The sequence below is a fragment of the Lentimicrobium sp. L6 genome, assembly GCF_013166655.1.
GTDB lineage: Bacteria > Bacteroidota > Bacteroidia > Bacteroidales > UBA12170 > UBA12170.
The window spans coordinates 1-15,452 of record NZ_JABKCA010000015.1; the positions used below are offsets into that span (position 1 = coordinate 1).

Below are 15,452 nucleotides of genomic sequence, written 5' to 3' on the forward strand. Positions count from 1 at the left end.
AGTCTAAACTGTGATAATTATTGATGAATACAAAATCAATTCCCCCAGAATTTTGCCTTGACCTGTAGAACATCTCTCAAATATAAACAAAAAAAGCTATAAAACTTTACGTTTTGTAGCTTTTAGTACTCAAGGCGGGACTTGAACCCGCACGATCGCGATGATCATTGGATTTTAAGTCCAACGTGTCTACCAATTCCACCACTTGAGCATCGAGAATCTAAAATGAAAACCTGTAGACCTGTTTCCATTATATTTAAAGAACGTATTCTAGAGTTTTTACTCTAAAAAATAAAAGCTTTTGTTGATACAAAAGCTCTGAGAGCGAAAGACGGGATTCGAACCCGCGACCCTGACCTTGGCAAGGTCATGCTCTACCAGCTGAGCTACTTTCGCAGTGTGTACCCAGGGCGGGACTTGAACCCGCACGATCGCGATGATCATTGGATTTTAAGTCCAACGTGTCTACCAATTCCACCACCTGGGCATTAGATTTAACCTGTGTGGTGGGAGCTCGTAAACTCGGTTCCACCACCTGGGCATCTACCTTTATATTCTGATGGAATCGGTAAACTTATTCCATCTAAGGCCATATAAAAGAACTTTTGAGCGAAAGACGGGATTCGAACCCGCGACCCTGACCTTGGCAAGGTCATGCTCTACCAGCTGAGCTACTTTCGCGTTTTGCGGTTGCAAATATACATAATATTTTATTTAGTAAACAAGAAAAAATGAGCAATTAATTTCCTAAAAGCTTTTTGATCTCATTTAGCTTCATAAGGGCTTCCACTGGGGTTAACGTATTAATGTCCGTCTTTAAGATGTCTTCTTTAATTTGGTATAATAACGGGTCGTCCAATTGTATGAAACTGAGTTGATAATCGTCTTTCTTCTTTTTCTTGTTTGCCAATTTCTTGCTCGTACTCTCTAATGCTCCTTGTTTTCTGGTCTCCTCTAGCTGTTCTAAAATTTCATGACTTCGGTCTAAAACCCAGGTTGGCATTCCAGCCATTCTAGCTACATGTATTCCAAAACTATGCTCACTACCTCCTTTTTTCAGCTTCCTCAAGAATAAAACCGTGTTCTGAACTTCTTTTACAGTCACGTGAAAATTCTTGATTCTTTTCATGGTATTGGCCATTTCATTCAGTTCATGATAATGGGTGGCAAATAAAACCTTTGGATGATATAGCGGATGTTCGTGTAGGAATTCCGTAATAGCCCAAGCTATACTGATTCCATCATAGGTGCTGGTTCCGCGGCCAATCTCATCGAGCAAAATCAGGCTTCTATTACTGATATTATTCAAGATGCTAGCGGTTTCGTTCATTTCCACCATAAATGTAGATTCTCCCGATGAAATATTATCGGAAGCGCCAACACGTGTAAATATTTTATCTACCAAACCAATATTAGCAGCCTTTGCAGGAACAAAACTGCCAATTTGAGCCATTAAGACTATAAGCGCAGTTTGTCGCAAGAATGCTGATTTACCACTCATATTTGGCCCAGTGATGATCATGATTTGTTCACTCTCATGGTCTAGATAAACATCGTTAGAAATATAATCAACACCGGGTTCTAATTGTTGCTCAATCACCGGGTGCCGACCTTCCTTGATATCAATGTTAAGAGAATTATCAATAACAGGTTTGCTATAATTATTCTCATCTGCAATTTGAGCAAAGGCTAATAAAACATCTAGTTGGGCCAGAAGAAAAGCATTATTTTGTATGGGTTGAATATAATCGTGTAGCGCAAGAACAAGATTATGATAGAGCTTGAATTCAATGGCTAAGATTTTCTCTTGTGCAGAAAGAATTTTTTGTTCTAATACTTTTAATTCTTCGGTAATATAGCGCTCCGCATTGGTTAAAGTTTGCTTTCGATGCCATTCCTCTGGAACTTTGTCTTTATGCGCGTGAGTGACCTCTAAATAATAACCAAACACATTATTGAAACCGATTTTCAAACTCGTGATACCCGTTCGCTCACATTCTCTTTCTTGAATGCCTTTGAGGATGTCTTTGCTTTTAAAAGCCAACTGGCGATATTCATCGAGCTCCTCACTAACGCCATCTGCAATGACATTCCCTTTGATAATAAGTGCAGAAGGATCGTCTTTTATTTCTGTTTCTATCCTAGTTCTTAGGTTAGGACAAAAGTTAAGCTGTTCTCGAGTTTTCTCCAATGCTGGAATCGGAATTTCTTTAATCAGTTCTTGGATTTTCTCCACTATAATTAAACCATTTCTAAGCTGTAAAACCTCTCTGGGATTTATTTTCCCTGTGGCCGCTTTTCCTACTAATCTTTCTAAATCACCTAATTGATTGACTTCATGAAATAAACGGTCTCTGAGTTTCTGATTATTATAAAAATAATCAACTATTTCTAAACGCTCCTCAATCGGTTGCTGATTTTTCAAAGGAAGAACTACCCAACGTTTGAGCATTCTGGAGCCCATGGGAGAAACAGTTCTGTCAATAACATCGAGTAAGGTTTTAGCATTTTCGTGAGGAGAATGTATCAATTCAAGGTTTCTAATGGTGAACCTATCTAGCCAGACATAGTGGTCTTCCTCTATTCTAGTGACCTTATTAATGTGTTCCACCTCTCGGTGATGGGTTTCGAAAAGATAATGCATAGCCGCTCCAGCAGCAATGATTCCATGGGCCATATTTTCTATACCAAAACCTTTGAAAGAAGTTATTTTGAAATGTTTGAGCAAAATATCGTTGGCAAAATCTTGAGAAAAAACCCAATCATCAAAGGTAGTAGAGTAATACTTACTACCAAAAAGTCCGTTAAACTCGGTCAGCTTATTTTTCTGAACGATGATTTCATTGGGTTGAAATCCTTGAAGTAATTTATCGATATATTCATTATTTCCTTGAGCGATAAAAAACTCACCAGTACTCACATCGAGAAAGGAGATACCACTAGTCTTCTTATGGAAATCGATGGAAGCCAAGAAATTATTTTTCTTGTTTTCTAGAACCTGGTCATTATAAGAAACGCCAGGAGTAACGAGTTCTGTAACGCCTCTTTTTACGATGGTTTTGGTGGTTTTTGGGTCTTCAAGTTGGTCGCAAATGGCGACTCTTTCACCAGCTTTCACCAGTTTTGGTAAATAAGTATCTAAAGAATGATGTGGGAAGCCAGCTAAGTCCACATAAGCCGCTTTTCCATTGGCTCTTTTGGTAAGAACAATGCCAAGAATTTTGGAAGCTCTTACTGCATCCTCATTAAAAGTTTCGTAAAAATCGCCCACACGAAAAAGTAATAAAGCCTTTGGGTATTTCGCTTTTATGGCATTATATTGTTTCATTAATGGTGTTTCTGCAACTTTCTTCGACACTTTTCCTCCGTTTTTTTTAATAGCCGATAAAATTACAGAATTGTTATGGAATAGCAATCTTTAAATTGTCATACATTTGTGGCAAATAATTAGAAAAATGCATATCATAGACTTAAGTCATAAGATTGAGAATGGAATGCCTGTATTTCCAGGGACTCCTGAAGTAAAGATTGAGCAATTATATAGTGTGGAAAAAGATGGCTTTGCAGAAAAAGCTTTAGGCTTGGTCACCCATGTGGGAACACATATGGATGCACCTGCGCATATGATTGGAGGAGGGAAGACCTTAGACGATTACCCCATTTCTAAATTCTCTGGTAAAGCTTGTCTCATTCCTTTTTCTTGGGAGGATATAGATGAACAAGCTCAGGATGAGTATTTGAGTGAATTTGAGTCTATTATTAGAGATTGTGACTTTGTTATTCTTAATACTGGCTGGTCGGAGAAGTGGGGAAGTCCAGCGTATTTTAAAAAATATCCAGCATTAGATATAAAAGGCGCCGAATATTTATCAGGTTTTAGACTAGGTGGAATCGGAATTGATGCTATTTCTATTGATCAAGAAGAGAATACGAAGTACGAAGTTCATCATGAAGTTTTAGGAAATGATATCGTTATTATTGAAAACCTTTGTCACTTAGATACCATTAGGTCTCAAATATTTCGTTTTAGTGCTTTTCCACTTTTTATTAGCGATGCTGATGGTTCTCCGGTTCGTGCAATTGCTGAGTATTAGGGTGTTTAATGATTGAATGATAGAATGATAAAATAGTTTGTTTCTTCTTCGATTTGATATTTCTGCCATTCCTTAGACTTTCGTCCTATTTTGTTTAGATTGATGTTTTTTTTGCTCCCTTTAGGGTCGGGGCAAACAAAAAAAAATAATAAACAGGGTTTTGCAATTAATTAATTCGATTTAATTTAAGTATTATTTGAACACCTCAAAATAATTTTTAGCACGCTATTGATATTTTACAATTCTTTCCTACCCTTTACAATTTCTTACAACACTTTACTTCTTTTCCTTTGCTTGGCCATTTCAAGCTCGAAGAAGGTGTTCTTTTTCAATTTGTAGATTCCTAAAATACGTTAAATCCAGATTTATTTTTGATTCCCATTAAACTTTTCTCTTTCATCTTTATCAAAGAAGCAAATAAAAAAACAACATTAAAAAATTGATAATATGAAAACAAGAAAATTAATTGCCCCCGTATTAGTACTTTTAATCTTTGCTGGGAGTTTCCAAGTATTTGCTCAGAATGGAAATAGAGATGGAAATAGAGATGGAAATAGAGATGGCAGAAATTACAGAAATGCAGATCGTCTAGCCTGTTTAGATTTAACAGCAGAACAAGATGAACAAGCAAAGGCTATTTTCACAGGCATCATGGATAAAACAACACCTATTAACGCCGAAGTAAAAGTAAAGCAAGCTGAATTGGACAAATTGATGATTGCTGATAGTCCAAATGAAAAAGCCATTTATGCTAAAGTTGATGAAATTAGTCAGCTAAGAACAGAGGTGCAGAAACTTAGAATTGAAGGCAAGCTAAAAGTGAGAACTATTTTAGATGATGAGCAAAAAGCGAAATTCGATGCCAATCAGGTAAGAGGAAAAAAAGGAAATAAAGGCAAAGGTCAAAGGTCTTCAAGGGGCCAAAGAGCAGAATGTAAAAGGTAGATTTTAGGATGATGAGATGATGCGGTATTCTATAAAGAATCCGCATCCTCGTTTAAAGGAAAATCATTACGCAAGGTTCGGAATATTTTTCTAGCCTCATTGGTATAAATACTCGCTGGATAATCGGTGAGTATTTTTTTATACCATTCACTTGCCTTTTCTTCATTATTAAAATGAGACCATTCAATATCTGCTAAAGCCCATATCGCATCGTCGGCCAGCAATCCATCAGGATATTGGTCAATAATCTTTTCTAGAAGTTCTTTGGCTTCCTCGTATTTGTATGAAGCTAAGAGAATCTCAGATTGACGCATCCAAACATTATCAAAAATATCATGATATAGGCTGAGCATAAAAATGCTATCTAGTGTTTGCAGAGCCAAGCTGTCTTTTTTCCTTAAATAGAGAAGGTCAGCTTTTCCATAATATTCTAAAGCTCTAGTACTGCTATCGGCATCTAAATTCTCAGCAATGAAAAGTGATAAATTCATCGCATCGTTGGCAATTCTTTTTCCAGTGGCCGCTTTTAAAATATCCAATTGTGCCTTTGACCAATCAAACTCTCCAATATAAAAAGAAAGTTTGGCATTTTTTAGTCTGGCATCGAAACCAATTTCATCGTTTTTAAAATCCTTTTCCACCTGAGAAAAGAGGAGGGTAGCCTCCCAAGGATTGTCGTTTAATAAATAAATATCACCTAATAATAATTTCACTGGAGCCTTTTCGGCCTTATTGAGGCCAGGATGTTCAACAAGTATATTGAGTTCTTCAATCGCTTTTTCGGCTTCGTCTTGATAATAGGTGAGTAGTTCCGCATAATTCATCACCATGGGTATGGTAAATCTAAATCTACCCATATCATCTAATGTACTTAAGAATTCTTGGCTTAGTTTGTCAACTTCTTCATCACTAGGATTGTTTTTAGATCTCAAATCGCCATATTTAGCAGATAAAAGAGACTGTCTGGCTTCTGGATAATAAACTTGATCTTTAGCTCCTGTTCTTGAAACGATATAATCTAAAGCTGAAATACTTTGTGTATAGGCTCCATTATTCATCATCACCTTTGCTAAATCGAAAACTCTGAAATACTCTCCGCCATCTCGTCTATCTAAAGCTTTGGCTTGTATTACTGCTATATTAAAATCTTTTCGTTGGATACTTAACCATAATAGGAGCTCACTATATTGATTGGCATCCTCATTCTTTTTAATCCTTGTCAGTAATTCTTGTTTTAAATATGGATAGATTTGGTCCTCTTTATCTCTTCTAAAAGCGGTTTGAATGCGGTATTGAACAATTTTCATTTGCTCGGGCTTTATCTCTAGAAGATCGAGATAAGCATCGGTCATTTTATCGTATTGTTCCAAATAATAGTAAAGATATCCCAGTTCACTTTCGAAGCCATATTCTTCTCCTAGCAATTTTTGTCCAGCAAAATAGGTTTCTTCAGTCAAATCAGATTGTCCTCTGCTTCTGAAATCATTGGCAAGTTGTAGGATGGCTCCTTTGTTGGCTGGTAATTCTTTAATGGCTTTAGCAAATAGCTTATTGGCTTTTTCTACATTGCCCTTTTTTTGCTCAATATAACCCATATCTGAAAACTCTTTATAGGCTTTACCGCTTTCTTTTTTGGCCGTTTTAACTAAACGTTCTGCCTTACGGAACTCTTCTAATTGCACATAACAATAGAGTAGGTATCTGTAATAATAATCGCTGGGGTTTTCTTCGTAGAGCTCCTCAAAAACCTGAGTTGCTTTATTGTATTCTCCATCTATATAAAACTCTGTAGCTAGTTTTTGTTTGGTCTTTTTAGGTTTTTTCTGACCACTAGTGGCAGGATCAAAAAGTTTTAATTCTTGGCTATAGGATTCTATATTTATTCCCATGAGGAACAAAACAAGAAAAGTGATATATAATGCGTTTTTCATCTGAATGCAAATTTAATCATATGTTTGAATCCATTGACTTTTTAAAATCATTTAGCATTTCGGAAAGGAGACTGTATATGAATGCTAATTATTTAGGTAGAAATAAAAAAAATGACTATTTTTATTCTTCGGAAATACAAAATACAACTATATGAAATTCAATAGAATACTTTTAAAATTAAGTGGTGAAGCATTGATGGGTGAGCAGCAATATGGTATCGACCCTCTTCGTTTAGGCGAATATGCTTCAGAGATAAAAGAAGTGGTAGATGCTGGAAAAGAAGTTGGAATTGTAATTGGAGGAGGTAATATTTACCGCGGATTACAAGGTGCTGGTGAAGGAATGGATAGAGTTCAAGGTGATTATATGGGGATGCTGGCTACGGTTATCAATTCCATGGCATTACAAGGTGCTTTAGAAAAAACAGGATTAAAAGTGAAATTGCTTTCTACATTAACTTTGAAACCCATGGCGGAGGCCATGAGCCGAAAAATTGCCGTTGATTATTTAAAACAGGGCTATGTGGTAGTGATTGCTGGAGGGACTGGAAATCCATTTTTTACCACTGATACCGCTAGTGCATTAAGAGCAGTAGAGATAGAAGCCGATGTGATTATGAAAGGAACGCGTGTAGATGGCATTTATACTGCCGATCCAGAAAAAGATCCAACCGCCACAAAATACAGTGAGATTTCATTTGATGAAGCCTATGAAAAAGGATTAAAAATTATGGATTTAACCGCTTTTACCCTCTGTAAAGAGAATAGTCTTCCTATCTATGTTTTCGATATGAATACCAAAGGCAATTTATTGAAAATTGTAAATGGTGAGCATTTGGGAACTATTGTGAGGTAGCTGGTTTAACTGAAGAATAAAAAAAGGATGTTATCACTTCATGTGATGACATCCCTTTTTTATTTCTTCATCACTTCAGTTTAATTTCGAACATCTTAGGCCAATTTTTACCTGTGATAATGAAAGTCTCATTTTTGTGATGATAAGCGATGCCATTTAATACACCGTGGCTTTTATAAGGTTCACAAATATCCTTTAAGTTAATGATACCCAATACTGCACCATTTTTAGGATTAATCTTAATTATTTTATCAGATTCCAAGATATTGGCATAGATATAATTGTCAACATACTCCAATTCATTTAAGAAGTTATATACTTTTTTATAGCCTAAGACTTCTGTTTTTCTGGATACTTTTGATAAACTTTCTTCTTCAATGAAATAGATTATATGACTACCATCGGATAGGATTAGTTGCGTCCCATTTGTTGTTAAGCCCCAACCTTGTTTGATCTGCTCTGGGTATAAAAACTCTCTAGTTTTCTCAAATGAACTTTTCTCATAAATAAACCCTTTTCGATTGAGCCATGTTAACTGATATATCCTTCCATTTAAACTAGCAACACCTTCACCAAAATAGTTATCTGATAATTTTACCTCCTTAATATTGGCTTCACTTCCTAAATTATACTCAAGCAATTTGGAAGCTCCAAATTCACCTGTACTTTCAATTATATTGCCTTCTTTGTTACATATTAGGCCTTGGGTGAAATGTGATGGGTCATGAGGGTATTCGTTTATAATTTCATATTCAATATCTTCTTCCATAGTGGAAGGATGAATAGTTATAACACTTCTATAGGTAATATTTCTATTGCGATAGTCTTTTGTAAAATAGACTTTTTGAATGATTCTGTTTTTTCCATATTTAAGATCAGTTGAATCAAGTAGTATATTTAGTGGACCAGAAATTCTTTTGTTTCCTATTTTGGTGACTATGGAGTCAATCGTATATGGAGAATTTGTATTTATTTTCAGAGAGTCTCCAAAATGATATATTTCATTAGTGATGCTATCGAAATTGGAACTTAAATTTTTTGTACTTTTTTCTGAACATGAGAACTGAAATAGCAAAATAGTCAAGATCAACACTAAGGTTTTTATTTTCTCTAGTATCTGTTTTTTCATATTTACTTAAATTGGATTAATACCTAAGGATTAAGTATGTTATCAATCGCTTCCACAAATATATTGAAAGAATTTTAGAAAGGAAGAAAAGGAAATAGAAAAAAAGGATGACATCACTATAAGTGTTGCCATCCTTTTTTATATTTCTTAGAAAGCAATTATCCTAAAAACTCAATGTTCAAGCCGTCATCAGTTTTAGTGACTTTAGCTAGTTTGTTTTTGGTGAGTCCTTTGATAGCGGTATCCCACTTTTTATTACTTAAACCAGTTTTCCCTTTTAAGTCAGCTAGTTCTACTGGAGATTTAGCTTTCAATAAATCAAAAACGATTTTTTCTTCTTCAGTCAATTCTACTTTTTTCTTCTCTGGTTTCATCTGAGGGAAGAATAATACTTCTTGAATAGAAGAATTATCGGTCATAAACATCACCAAACGGTCGATTCCAATTCCCATTCCCGATGTAGGAGGCATACCATATTCCAAAGAACGAACAAAATCCATATCAATAAACATGGCTTCATCATCACCTCTTTCGGCTAGTTTGTTTTGGTCTTCGAATCTTTCTAACTGGTCAATGGGGTCGTTCAATTCAGAATAAGCATTGGCCAATTCTTTACCGTTTACCATCAACTCGAAACGCTCAGTTAAACTCTCATCATCTCTATGTCTTTTACAAAGAGGAGACATCTCAACAGGGTAATCAGTTATAAAAGTAGGCTGAATATAAGTATGCTCACATTTCTCTCCGAATATTTCGTCTATGAGTTTTCCTTTGCCCATATAATCATCTACAGCGATTCCCATTTCACGAGCAGCTTCGCGAATTTCATCCTCAGTTTTACCATTTAAATCATGGCCTGTATGGGTTTTAATGGCTTCTAAAATAGGTACACGAGCATAAGGAGCCTTAAAGTTGATATCGTTTTCACCAAATTTTACTGTTGATTTACCATGCACATCATTGGCAATGGTTTCCAACATTTTTTCGGTGAAATTCATCATCCACTTATAATCTTTATAAGAAACATAAATCTCCATTTGTGTAAACTCAGGATTATGTGTTCTGTCCATTCCCTCGTTTCTGAAGTCTTTGGCAAACTCAAAAACACCTTCGAAACCACCAACGATGAGTCTCTTTAAGTAGAGTTCATTGGCAACTCTCAAATACATTGGAATGTCGAGAGAGTTGTGGTGAGTGATAAAAGGACGAGCCGATGCGCCACCTGGAATAACTTGTAAAATTGGGGTCTCTACTTCTAAATATCCATGAGAGGTAATGAAATTACGCATGCTCTGGATAATCTGACTTCTTTTGATAAAGACATCACTTACCTGGTCGTTTACAATTAAATCTACATAACGCTGGCGGTATCTTAATTCAGGGTCGGTAAAAGCATCATAAGTTTTTCCATCTTTTTCCTTAACAATAGGAAGTGGTCTTAAAGCTTTAGATAAAAAGGTAAATTCACTGGCATGAATACTAATTTCACCCATTTTAGTGATGAAAACACGACCTTTAACTCCAACAAAGTCACCAATATCAGAATACTTCTTAAACACGTCATTATAAAGAGATTTGTCATCTTCTTTACAAATTTCATCACGTTTTAAATAGACTTGAATTCTAGAGGTGGAATCTTTTAACTCAATAAAAGAAGCTGCTCCCATGATTCTGCGGCCCATAATTCTACCGGCCAAACTTATATCTTGAAATAAGCTATTATCATTAGGGAATTTTTCTTTTATTTCAGCTGCGGTTGCATTCACTGGAAATTCTTCTGCAGGGTAAGGATTTATTCCAAGCTTCCTCAACTCATTCAACGAATTACGTCTTATTTGTTCTTGTTCGCTCAGTGCCATATATTTTAGTTTTTATCGTTTTCAAAAATTTTTGCAAAGATAGTTTTTATTCTCATTTGACTGAGCTTCATCGAGTAACATTTCTAATGTAACCAAATTTCAATAAAATAGTATAATAGCACTAAGTATAAGTATGTTATATTAGAATTGCCTTTTTTGATGAATTGAATATGAAGAATTAAAAATAAAAATATGAAACGATTATTTCCCTTTTTGTTAGCTTTATTGAGTTTGTGGGCATCAGCGCAGGCTCCCGAAGGTATAAACTATCAAACGATTGTTAGAGCTGAGGATGGCTCAGTGATCAGCTTTCAGAGTATGGACTTTAAGGTTTCCATATTACTAGGAAGTACAAGTGGTACTGCGGTTTATTCCGAAGAACATAGTGTAGCTACTAATGCGAATGGACTAGCCTCTTTCAGAATTGGTAAAGGTGAGGTTTTAACAGGAAGTTTTTCTGATATTAGCTGGGGTAGTGATGCTCATTTTGTAAAGCTGGAAGCTCGACAAACGGGAACCAGTACTTATAATTTGATGGGAATTGAAGAATTTGCATCGGTTCCTTATGCTTTCTATGCTGAAACTACTGCAGCAAGTGAGGGTATGTGGCAGCAAAATGGAAACGACATTTATTTTATGGATGGTAATGTGGGCATTAAAACAGATGAACCTACTGAAGCTTTAACTATTGGTACTAATAATAGAATCCAGCTGAGCACGGTGAAAAATTCCTTGACTTATGGTGCAGTGATGAATTTAAGATGGAATAGCCCAGATGCTAAGCCAGGAATACATTTTCAGGATGCTAGCGGGGATTCCAAAATTGCATTATCAGCCTATGAGTATGAGACTTATCCAAGCGATCAGGCCCGAAAATTTAGCATTGCAACAAGCAATCTTTCAGGAGACTTGGTAGAGCGGTTTAATGTGCCTTTTGGTGAGAATGAAGTGGACATTAGTATCACTGATGCCAATTTGAAACTCATGGATGGAAATACTTTCCAAGTGGGAACAGAATCGAATAGTGGATTAGCACTATACTATAGCGATGTTTTTATTCATGGAACCAAAAAAATGGGAATAGGGGATAAAGATTGGGAAGAAGAAGGAACATGGGAAAATGCCCAGCTTGAAATATATCGTGCCAATAGCAATGTAGAATTGTTAATTCATGATGATGCAGGTACCAATGATATTGGTCTTCACTTAAGAAATGGAGAAAATGATTGGAAAATGACTCATGATGGTGACTTTAATATTATTCATGAATCCTCTAATTTCTTTAAAATTACTGGTGATGGTGATGTGGGAATTGATGTGGATGAACCTATTGCTAAATTAGATGTGAATGGAAATATTAATGTTTCCAGTGGTTTTGCCTATTTGGTAGGTGGTGAAGGAAAAGGTTCATATTTACCTGTAAACGATGATGTCACCAATGGCGATGTACTAGGTTTGAATCCTAGCACTGGTCAGTTAAGAAAATTTGAAAGTGGCGATATATACATGGGAATTGCAAGCGCTAAAGCAGGTTTTGTGAGTAATTATGAGAAAGGCCGTGAGGAGGACTCCGGATTTGCATTGGTGGTTTCAAAAGGACAAATAGAAGCAAATTTAACACAGCTTCAGGTGAATGGTAGAATGGTTTTCACAGTTGATGGAGAGTCGATTGGAGTGCTATTAGCAAATGGAAAATTATATTTAAAATAGAGAGCTATGAGACGACTATTATTAATAAGTCTGTTCTTTTGCGCTATAATAAGCGTATGGGCTCAGGCACCAGAAAAAATAAACTTCCAGACGGTATTGCATTATACTGAAGGTTCAGTGATTCCAAATCAAGAAGTGAAACTGATTGTGAATATTCTGGCTGAGGAGCCAGATGGAGATATCGTGTATCGTGAAGAACATAGCATAGAAAGCAATGATTATGGATTAATAAATCTAAAAATTGGGGATGGTGAAGTGCTTTATGGTCAGTGGTCTGATATTGCTTGGAGTGAGGAAGATCAGTTTATCATGTTAGAATTAGATAGCTCCGGAACTGGCTCGTCCTTTATGGATATGGGAGTGACCAAAATGCTTTCTGTACCCTATGCTTTATATGCTGAAACAAGTACTGTCAACGATATCTGGAATGAAAACGACTTAGGTGTTGATTTCGATGGAGATATGGGGATTCATACAGACAACCCTTCGGAAGGTATTGAATTGGGAGAGGATTCTGAGATATTTGTTTCTTCTGATATGACTAATTTGCTGGATAACGATTTAATAAAAATTGGGATGAATGCAGATTCTGCTCAAGCCAATATCAATTGGAGAAGTGCAGATGAAGAATTTGGAGCAGCTTTATCGGCTCGTGAATACACCACCGATCCACTTACATTGAGAAAACATTTTTTGATATCTACGGCTGATGAGAATTCCTCTCGTAATTATAGAATGGAAATAAAGTATGATGAGGATATTGCAGATATTCTTTTTAATAATAGTAATTTAATTATAGATGGAGATTTTATTGTGGGTGATGAATCTCAAAGTCCTAAAACTATTTATTGGTCACATAATTGGGTAAAAAATGAACATGTGTTTGGTTTGGGGGATAAAAACTGGGAAACGATGGGTGTATACGGTGATGCATCAGCAGAGATATATTCCATGGCCTCCTCAAATTTTGTGCTATTACACTCTGCAAGTGAATTAAAGAGAGCTCAATTAAAGTTGCGAAGAGGAAATTCGGAGTGGATTGCTGGAGTGGAAGATATTTTTTACTTCAAGCGTAATGATTCCAAGAAAATGAAAATAATGCCTGATGGGAAAGTGAAAATTGGTTCTAACGATCCTAATTATAAGCTCGATGTTTATGGCGATATTAATATTCCACTGGGATATTCCTATTTGATCGGAGGAGGGAAAAGTAATAAGTATGCGGAGTATTTTGAGTCGGAAGAGCAAATAGAAATAGGTGAACTAGTAGGAATTAATCCTGAAACTGGTTTAGCAAGAATATATCAAAATAATGATGTTTTAGTTGGTATAGCTTGTGAGTCAGAGGGTTTTGTTGGGAACGCTGAGTATGCGAAATATGACAATTATACATTGGTAGGCCTTGAAGGCATGATGGATTTTAAATCCAATAAGGTACAAAGAAGCGGTGTAAAAGTTTATACCCATGATGGACAATTTATAGGAGCCATCATGAATAATCAGATTTATATAAAATAAGATATTTTGTGCTCTTTAGGAGCATTTAATAAATTGAGAAAAGTGCAAAGGCAAAGAACCTGGAATTAATTTCCAGGTTTTTTGTTTTTACTGCTTAAGCTCAATAATGTTAATCCTAAAATGGCAGAAATAAATGAAGCGGCAAAAATTCCGATTTTAGCAGTTTGAATAACATCTTTATCGTCAAAGGCTAATTCTGCCACAAAAATACTCATGGTAAATCCAATACCCGCCATCATAGAAGCTCCAATAAGTTCTTTCCATCCGCTGCCTTCTGGTAGTCGAGCTAATTTGAATTTAATGGCAATCCATGAAAATCCAGTAATACCAATGGTTTTACCTAAAACTAATCCTGCCATAATTCCTAGTGAAACAGGGCTAAATAGTAAATCTACTAAGCTACCTTCTATTTTAATTCCTGCATTAGCCAGTGCAAATAGCGGAAGGATGAAGAAAGAAGTGATAGGGTGGAGGTGATGTTCCAATTTTTGCAATGGGGTATGTGCGTCCTGGGATACGGTATCAATATCCTCAATACAATGAGCTTGTTTTGCAGTGAGTAAAGAATTGTCATTCGCAAGTTGCTGTTCAAATTTATTAATTTTCATTTTTACTTTAGCCACAAATTCTTTTTCATCGATTTTTGGTCGGGCAGGAATGGTTAAGGCAATGAGAACACCAGCAATAGTGGCATGTACTCCTGAGAATAAGAAAGAGGTCCAAACTCCAAATAATCCAACAAGGGCGTAGAACGCTGTTCTTCTAACTCCCATTTTATTAGCTATAGTAAGTATACTTAAGAAAACGCCAGCATTAATTAGTTCATTTAAATTAATATTTTCAGTATAGAAAACAGCAATAACTAAAATAGCTCCCAAATCGTCTGCAATGGCTAAGGCTGTTAAGAAAATCTTAATATTTATATTGACTTTATCTCCCAATAAGGCCATTAATCCTAATGCAAAAGCGATGTCGGTAGCCATAGGAACACCCCAGCCAGAGCTATATTCGGGATTGGAACCATTAATAAAAAAGTAGAAAAGAGCAGGAATCATCATTCCGCCAACTGCTGCTATGATGGGTAAAGAAGCTTTTTTCATGGAAGAAAGCTCACCTCCCATAATCTCCCTCTTAATCTCTAATCCGATGGTAAAGAAGAATATAGCCATTAAGCCATCATTTATCCAATGTCCAATACTGTGTTTAATATTAAAGTCACCTGCTGTGAAACCCACATATATCTCATGCCAAAAATGATGATAAGAATCTGAATTATTCGCCCAGATGACAGCAATAACAGTGGATAAGATAAGTAGTATTCCTCCAAGGCTTTCTTGCTTAATGAAATGCGATATTTTAAAATTGCTAGTCTTCATAATGATTCGTTTCTAAACTATAAATTGCTACTTT

Annotated in this window: 10 protein-coding genes and 4 tRNA genes; 5 read left to right on the forward strand and 9 right to left on the reverse strand. The window is 35.8% G+C overall.

The window, feature by feature from the left end; genetic code table 11:
- Window positions 1–126 precede the first annotated feature (126 nt).
- The 5 genes from HNS38_RS05415 to mutS form a co-directional block, all read right to left on the reverse strand.
- Window positions 127–211: transfer RNA gene (locus HNS38_RS05415), tRNA-Leu, on the reverse strand.
- A 112-nt stretch (window positions 212–323) separates the two neighbouring features.
- Window positions 324–396 (reverse strand) — tRNA-Gly (locus HNS38_RS05420).
- A 6-nt stretch (window positions 397–402) separates the two neighbouring features.
- Window positions 403–487 (reverse strand) — tRNA-Leu (locus tag HNS38_RS05425).
- A 121-nt stretch (window positions 488–608) separates the two neighbouring features.
- Window positions 609–681: transfer RNA gene (locus HNS38_RS05430), tRNA-Gly, on the reverse strand.
- A 58-nt stretch (window positions 682–739) separates the two neighbouring features.
- Complete coding sequence (gene mutS, locus HNS38_RS05435; protein ID WP_371742916.1) at window positions 740–3,358, reverse strand: DNA mismatch repair protein MutS; 2,619 nt, start codon at window positions 3,356–3,358, stop codon at window positions 740–742.
- 97 nt (window positions 3,359–3,455) lie between these two features.
- Between mutS and HNS38_RS05440 the strand changes: the two genes are divergently transcribed.
- Together HNS38_RS05440 and HNS38_RS05445 are read left to right on the forward strand one after the other, a co-directional pair.
- Window positions 3,456–4,094, forward strand: coding sequence for a cyclase family protein (locus HNS38_RS05440; protein ID WP_172346120.1), 639 nt, complete (start codon window positions 3,456–3,458; stop codon window positions 4,092–4,094).
- Between the two features lie 447 nt (window positions 4,095–4,541).
- Window positions 4,542–5,039, forward strand: a complete 498-nt coding sequence (locus HNS38_RS05445; protein WP_172346121.1) for a Spy/CpxP family protein refolding chaperone — start codon at window positions 4,542–4,544, stop codon at window positions 5,037–5,039.
- Between the two features lie 29 nt (window positions 5,040–5,068).
- Here HNS38_RS05445 and HNS38_RS05450 read toward each other — a convergent pair whose 3' ends face one another.
- Window positions 5,069–6,970, reverse strand: a complete 1,902-nt coding sequence (locus HNS38_RS05450; RefSeq protein ID WP_172346122.1) for a tetratricopeptide repeat protein — start codon at window positions 6,968–6,970, stop codon at window positions 5,069–5,071.
- 151 nt (window positions 6,971–7,121) lie between these two features.
- On the opposite strand from HNS38_RS05450, the gene pyrH reads away from it, so the two are divergent.
- Complete coding sequence (gene pyrH, locus HNS38_RS05455) at window positions 7,122–7,826, forward strand: UMP kinase (RefSeq protein WP_172346123.1); 705 nt, start codon at window positions 7,122–7,124, stop codon at window positions 7,824–7,826.
- A 70-nt stretch (window positions 7,827–7,896) separates the two neighbouring features.
- Here pyrH and HNS38_RS05460 read toward each other — a convergent pair whose 3' ends face one another.
- Together HNS38_RS05460 and lysS are read right to left on the reverse strand one after the other, a co-directional pair.
- Window positions 7,897–8,955, reverse strand: a complete 1,059-nt coding sequence (locus HNS38_RS05460) for a glutaminyl-peptide cyclotransferase (protein WP_172277409.1) — start codon at window positions 8,953–8,955, stop codon at window positions 7,897–7,899.
- Between the two features lie 158 nt (window positions 8,956–9,113).
- Window positions 9,114–10,814: a lysine--tRNA ligase gene (gene lysS, locus HNS38_RS05465; RefSeq protein ID WP_172277406.1), complete on the reverse strand. Its 1,701-nt coding sequence runs from the start codon at window positions 10,812–10,814 to the stop codon at window positions 9,114–9,116.
- 192 nt (window positions 10,815–11,006) lie between these two features.
- Between lysS and HNS38_RS05470 the strand changes: the two genes are divergently transcribed.
- Both HNS38_RS05470 and HNS38_RS05475 read left to right on the forward strand, forming a co-directional pair.
- Entirely contained in the window at window positions 11,007–12,524 is a 1,518-nt protein-coding gene (locus tag HNS38_RS05470; RefSeq protein ID WP_172346124.1) for a hypothetical protein, read from the forward strand.
- A 6-nt stretch (window positions 12,525–12,530) separates the two neighbouring features.
- Complete coding sequence (locus HNS38_RS05475) at window positions 12,531–14,042, forward strand: hypothetical protein (protein WP_172277400.1); 1,512 nt, start codon at window positions 12,531–12,533, stop codon at window positions 14,040–14,042.
- Between the two features lie 65 nt (window positions 14,043–14,107).
- On the opposite strand, the gene nhaA is transcribed toward HNS38_RS05475, so the two are convergent.
- A complete protein-coding gene (gene nhaA, locus HNS38_RS05480) occupies window positions 14,108–15,418 on the reverse strand; it encodes a Na+/H+ antiporter NhaA (RefSeq protein ID WP_172277397.1) in 1,311 nt (436 codons plus the stop codon).
- Window positions 15,419–15,452 lie beyond the last annotated feature (34 nt).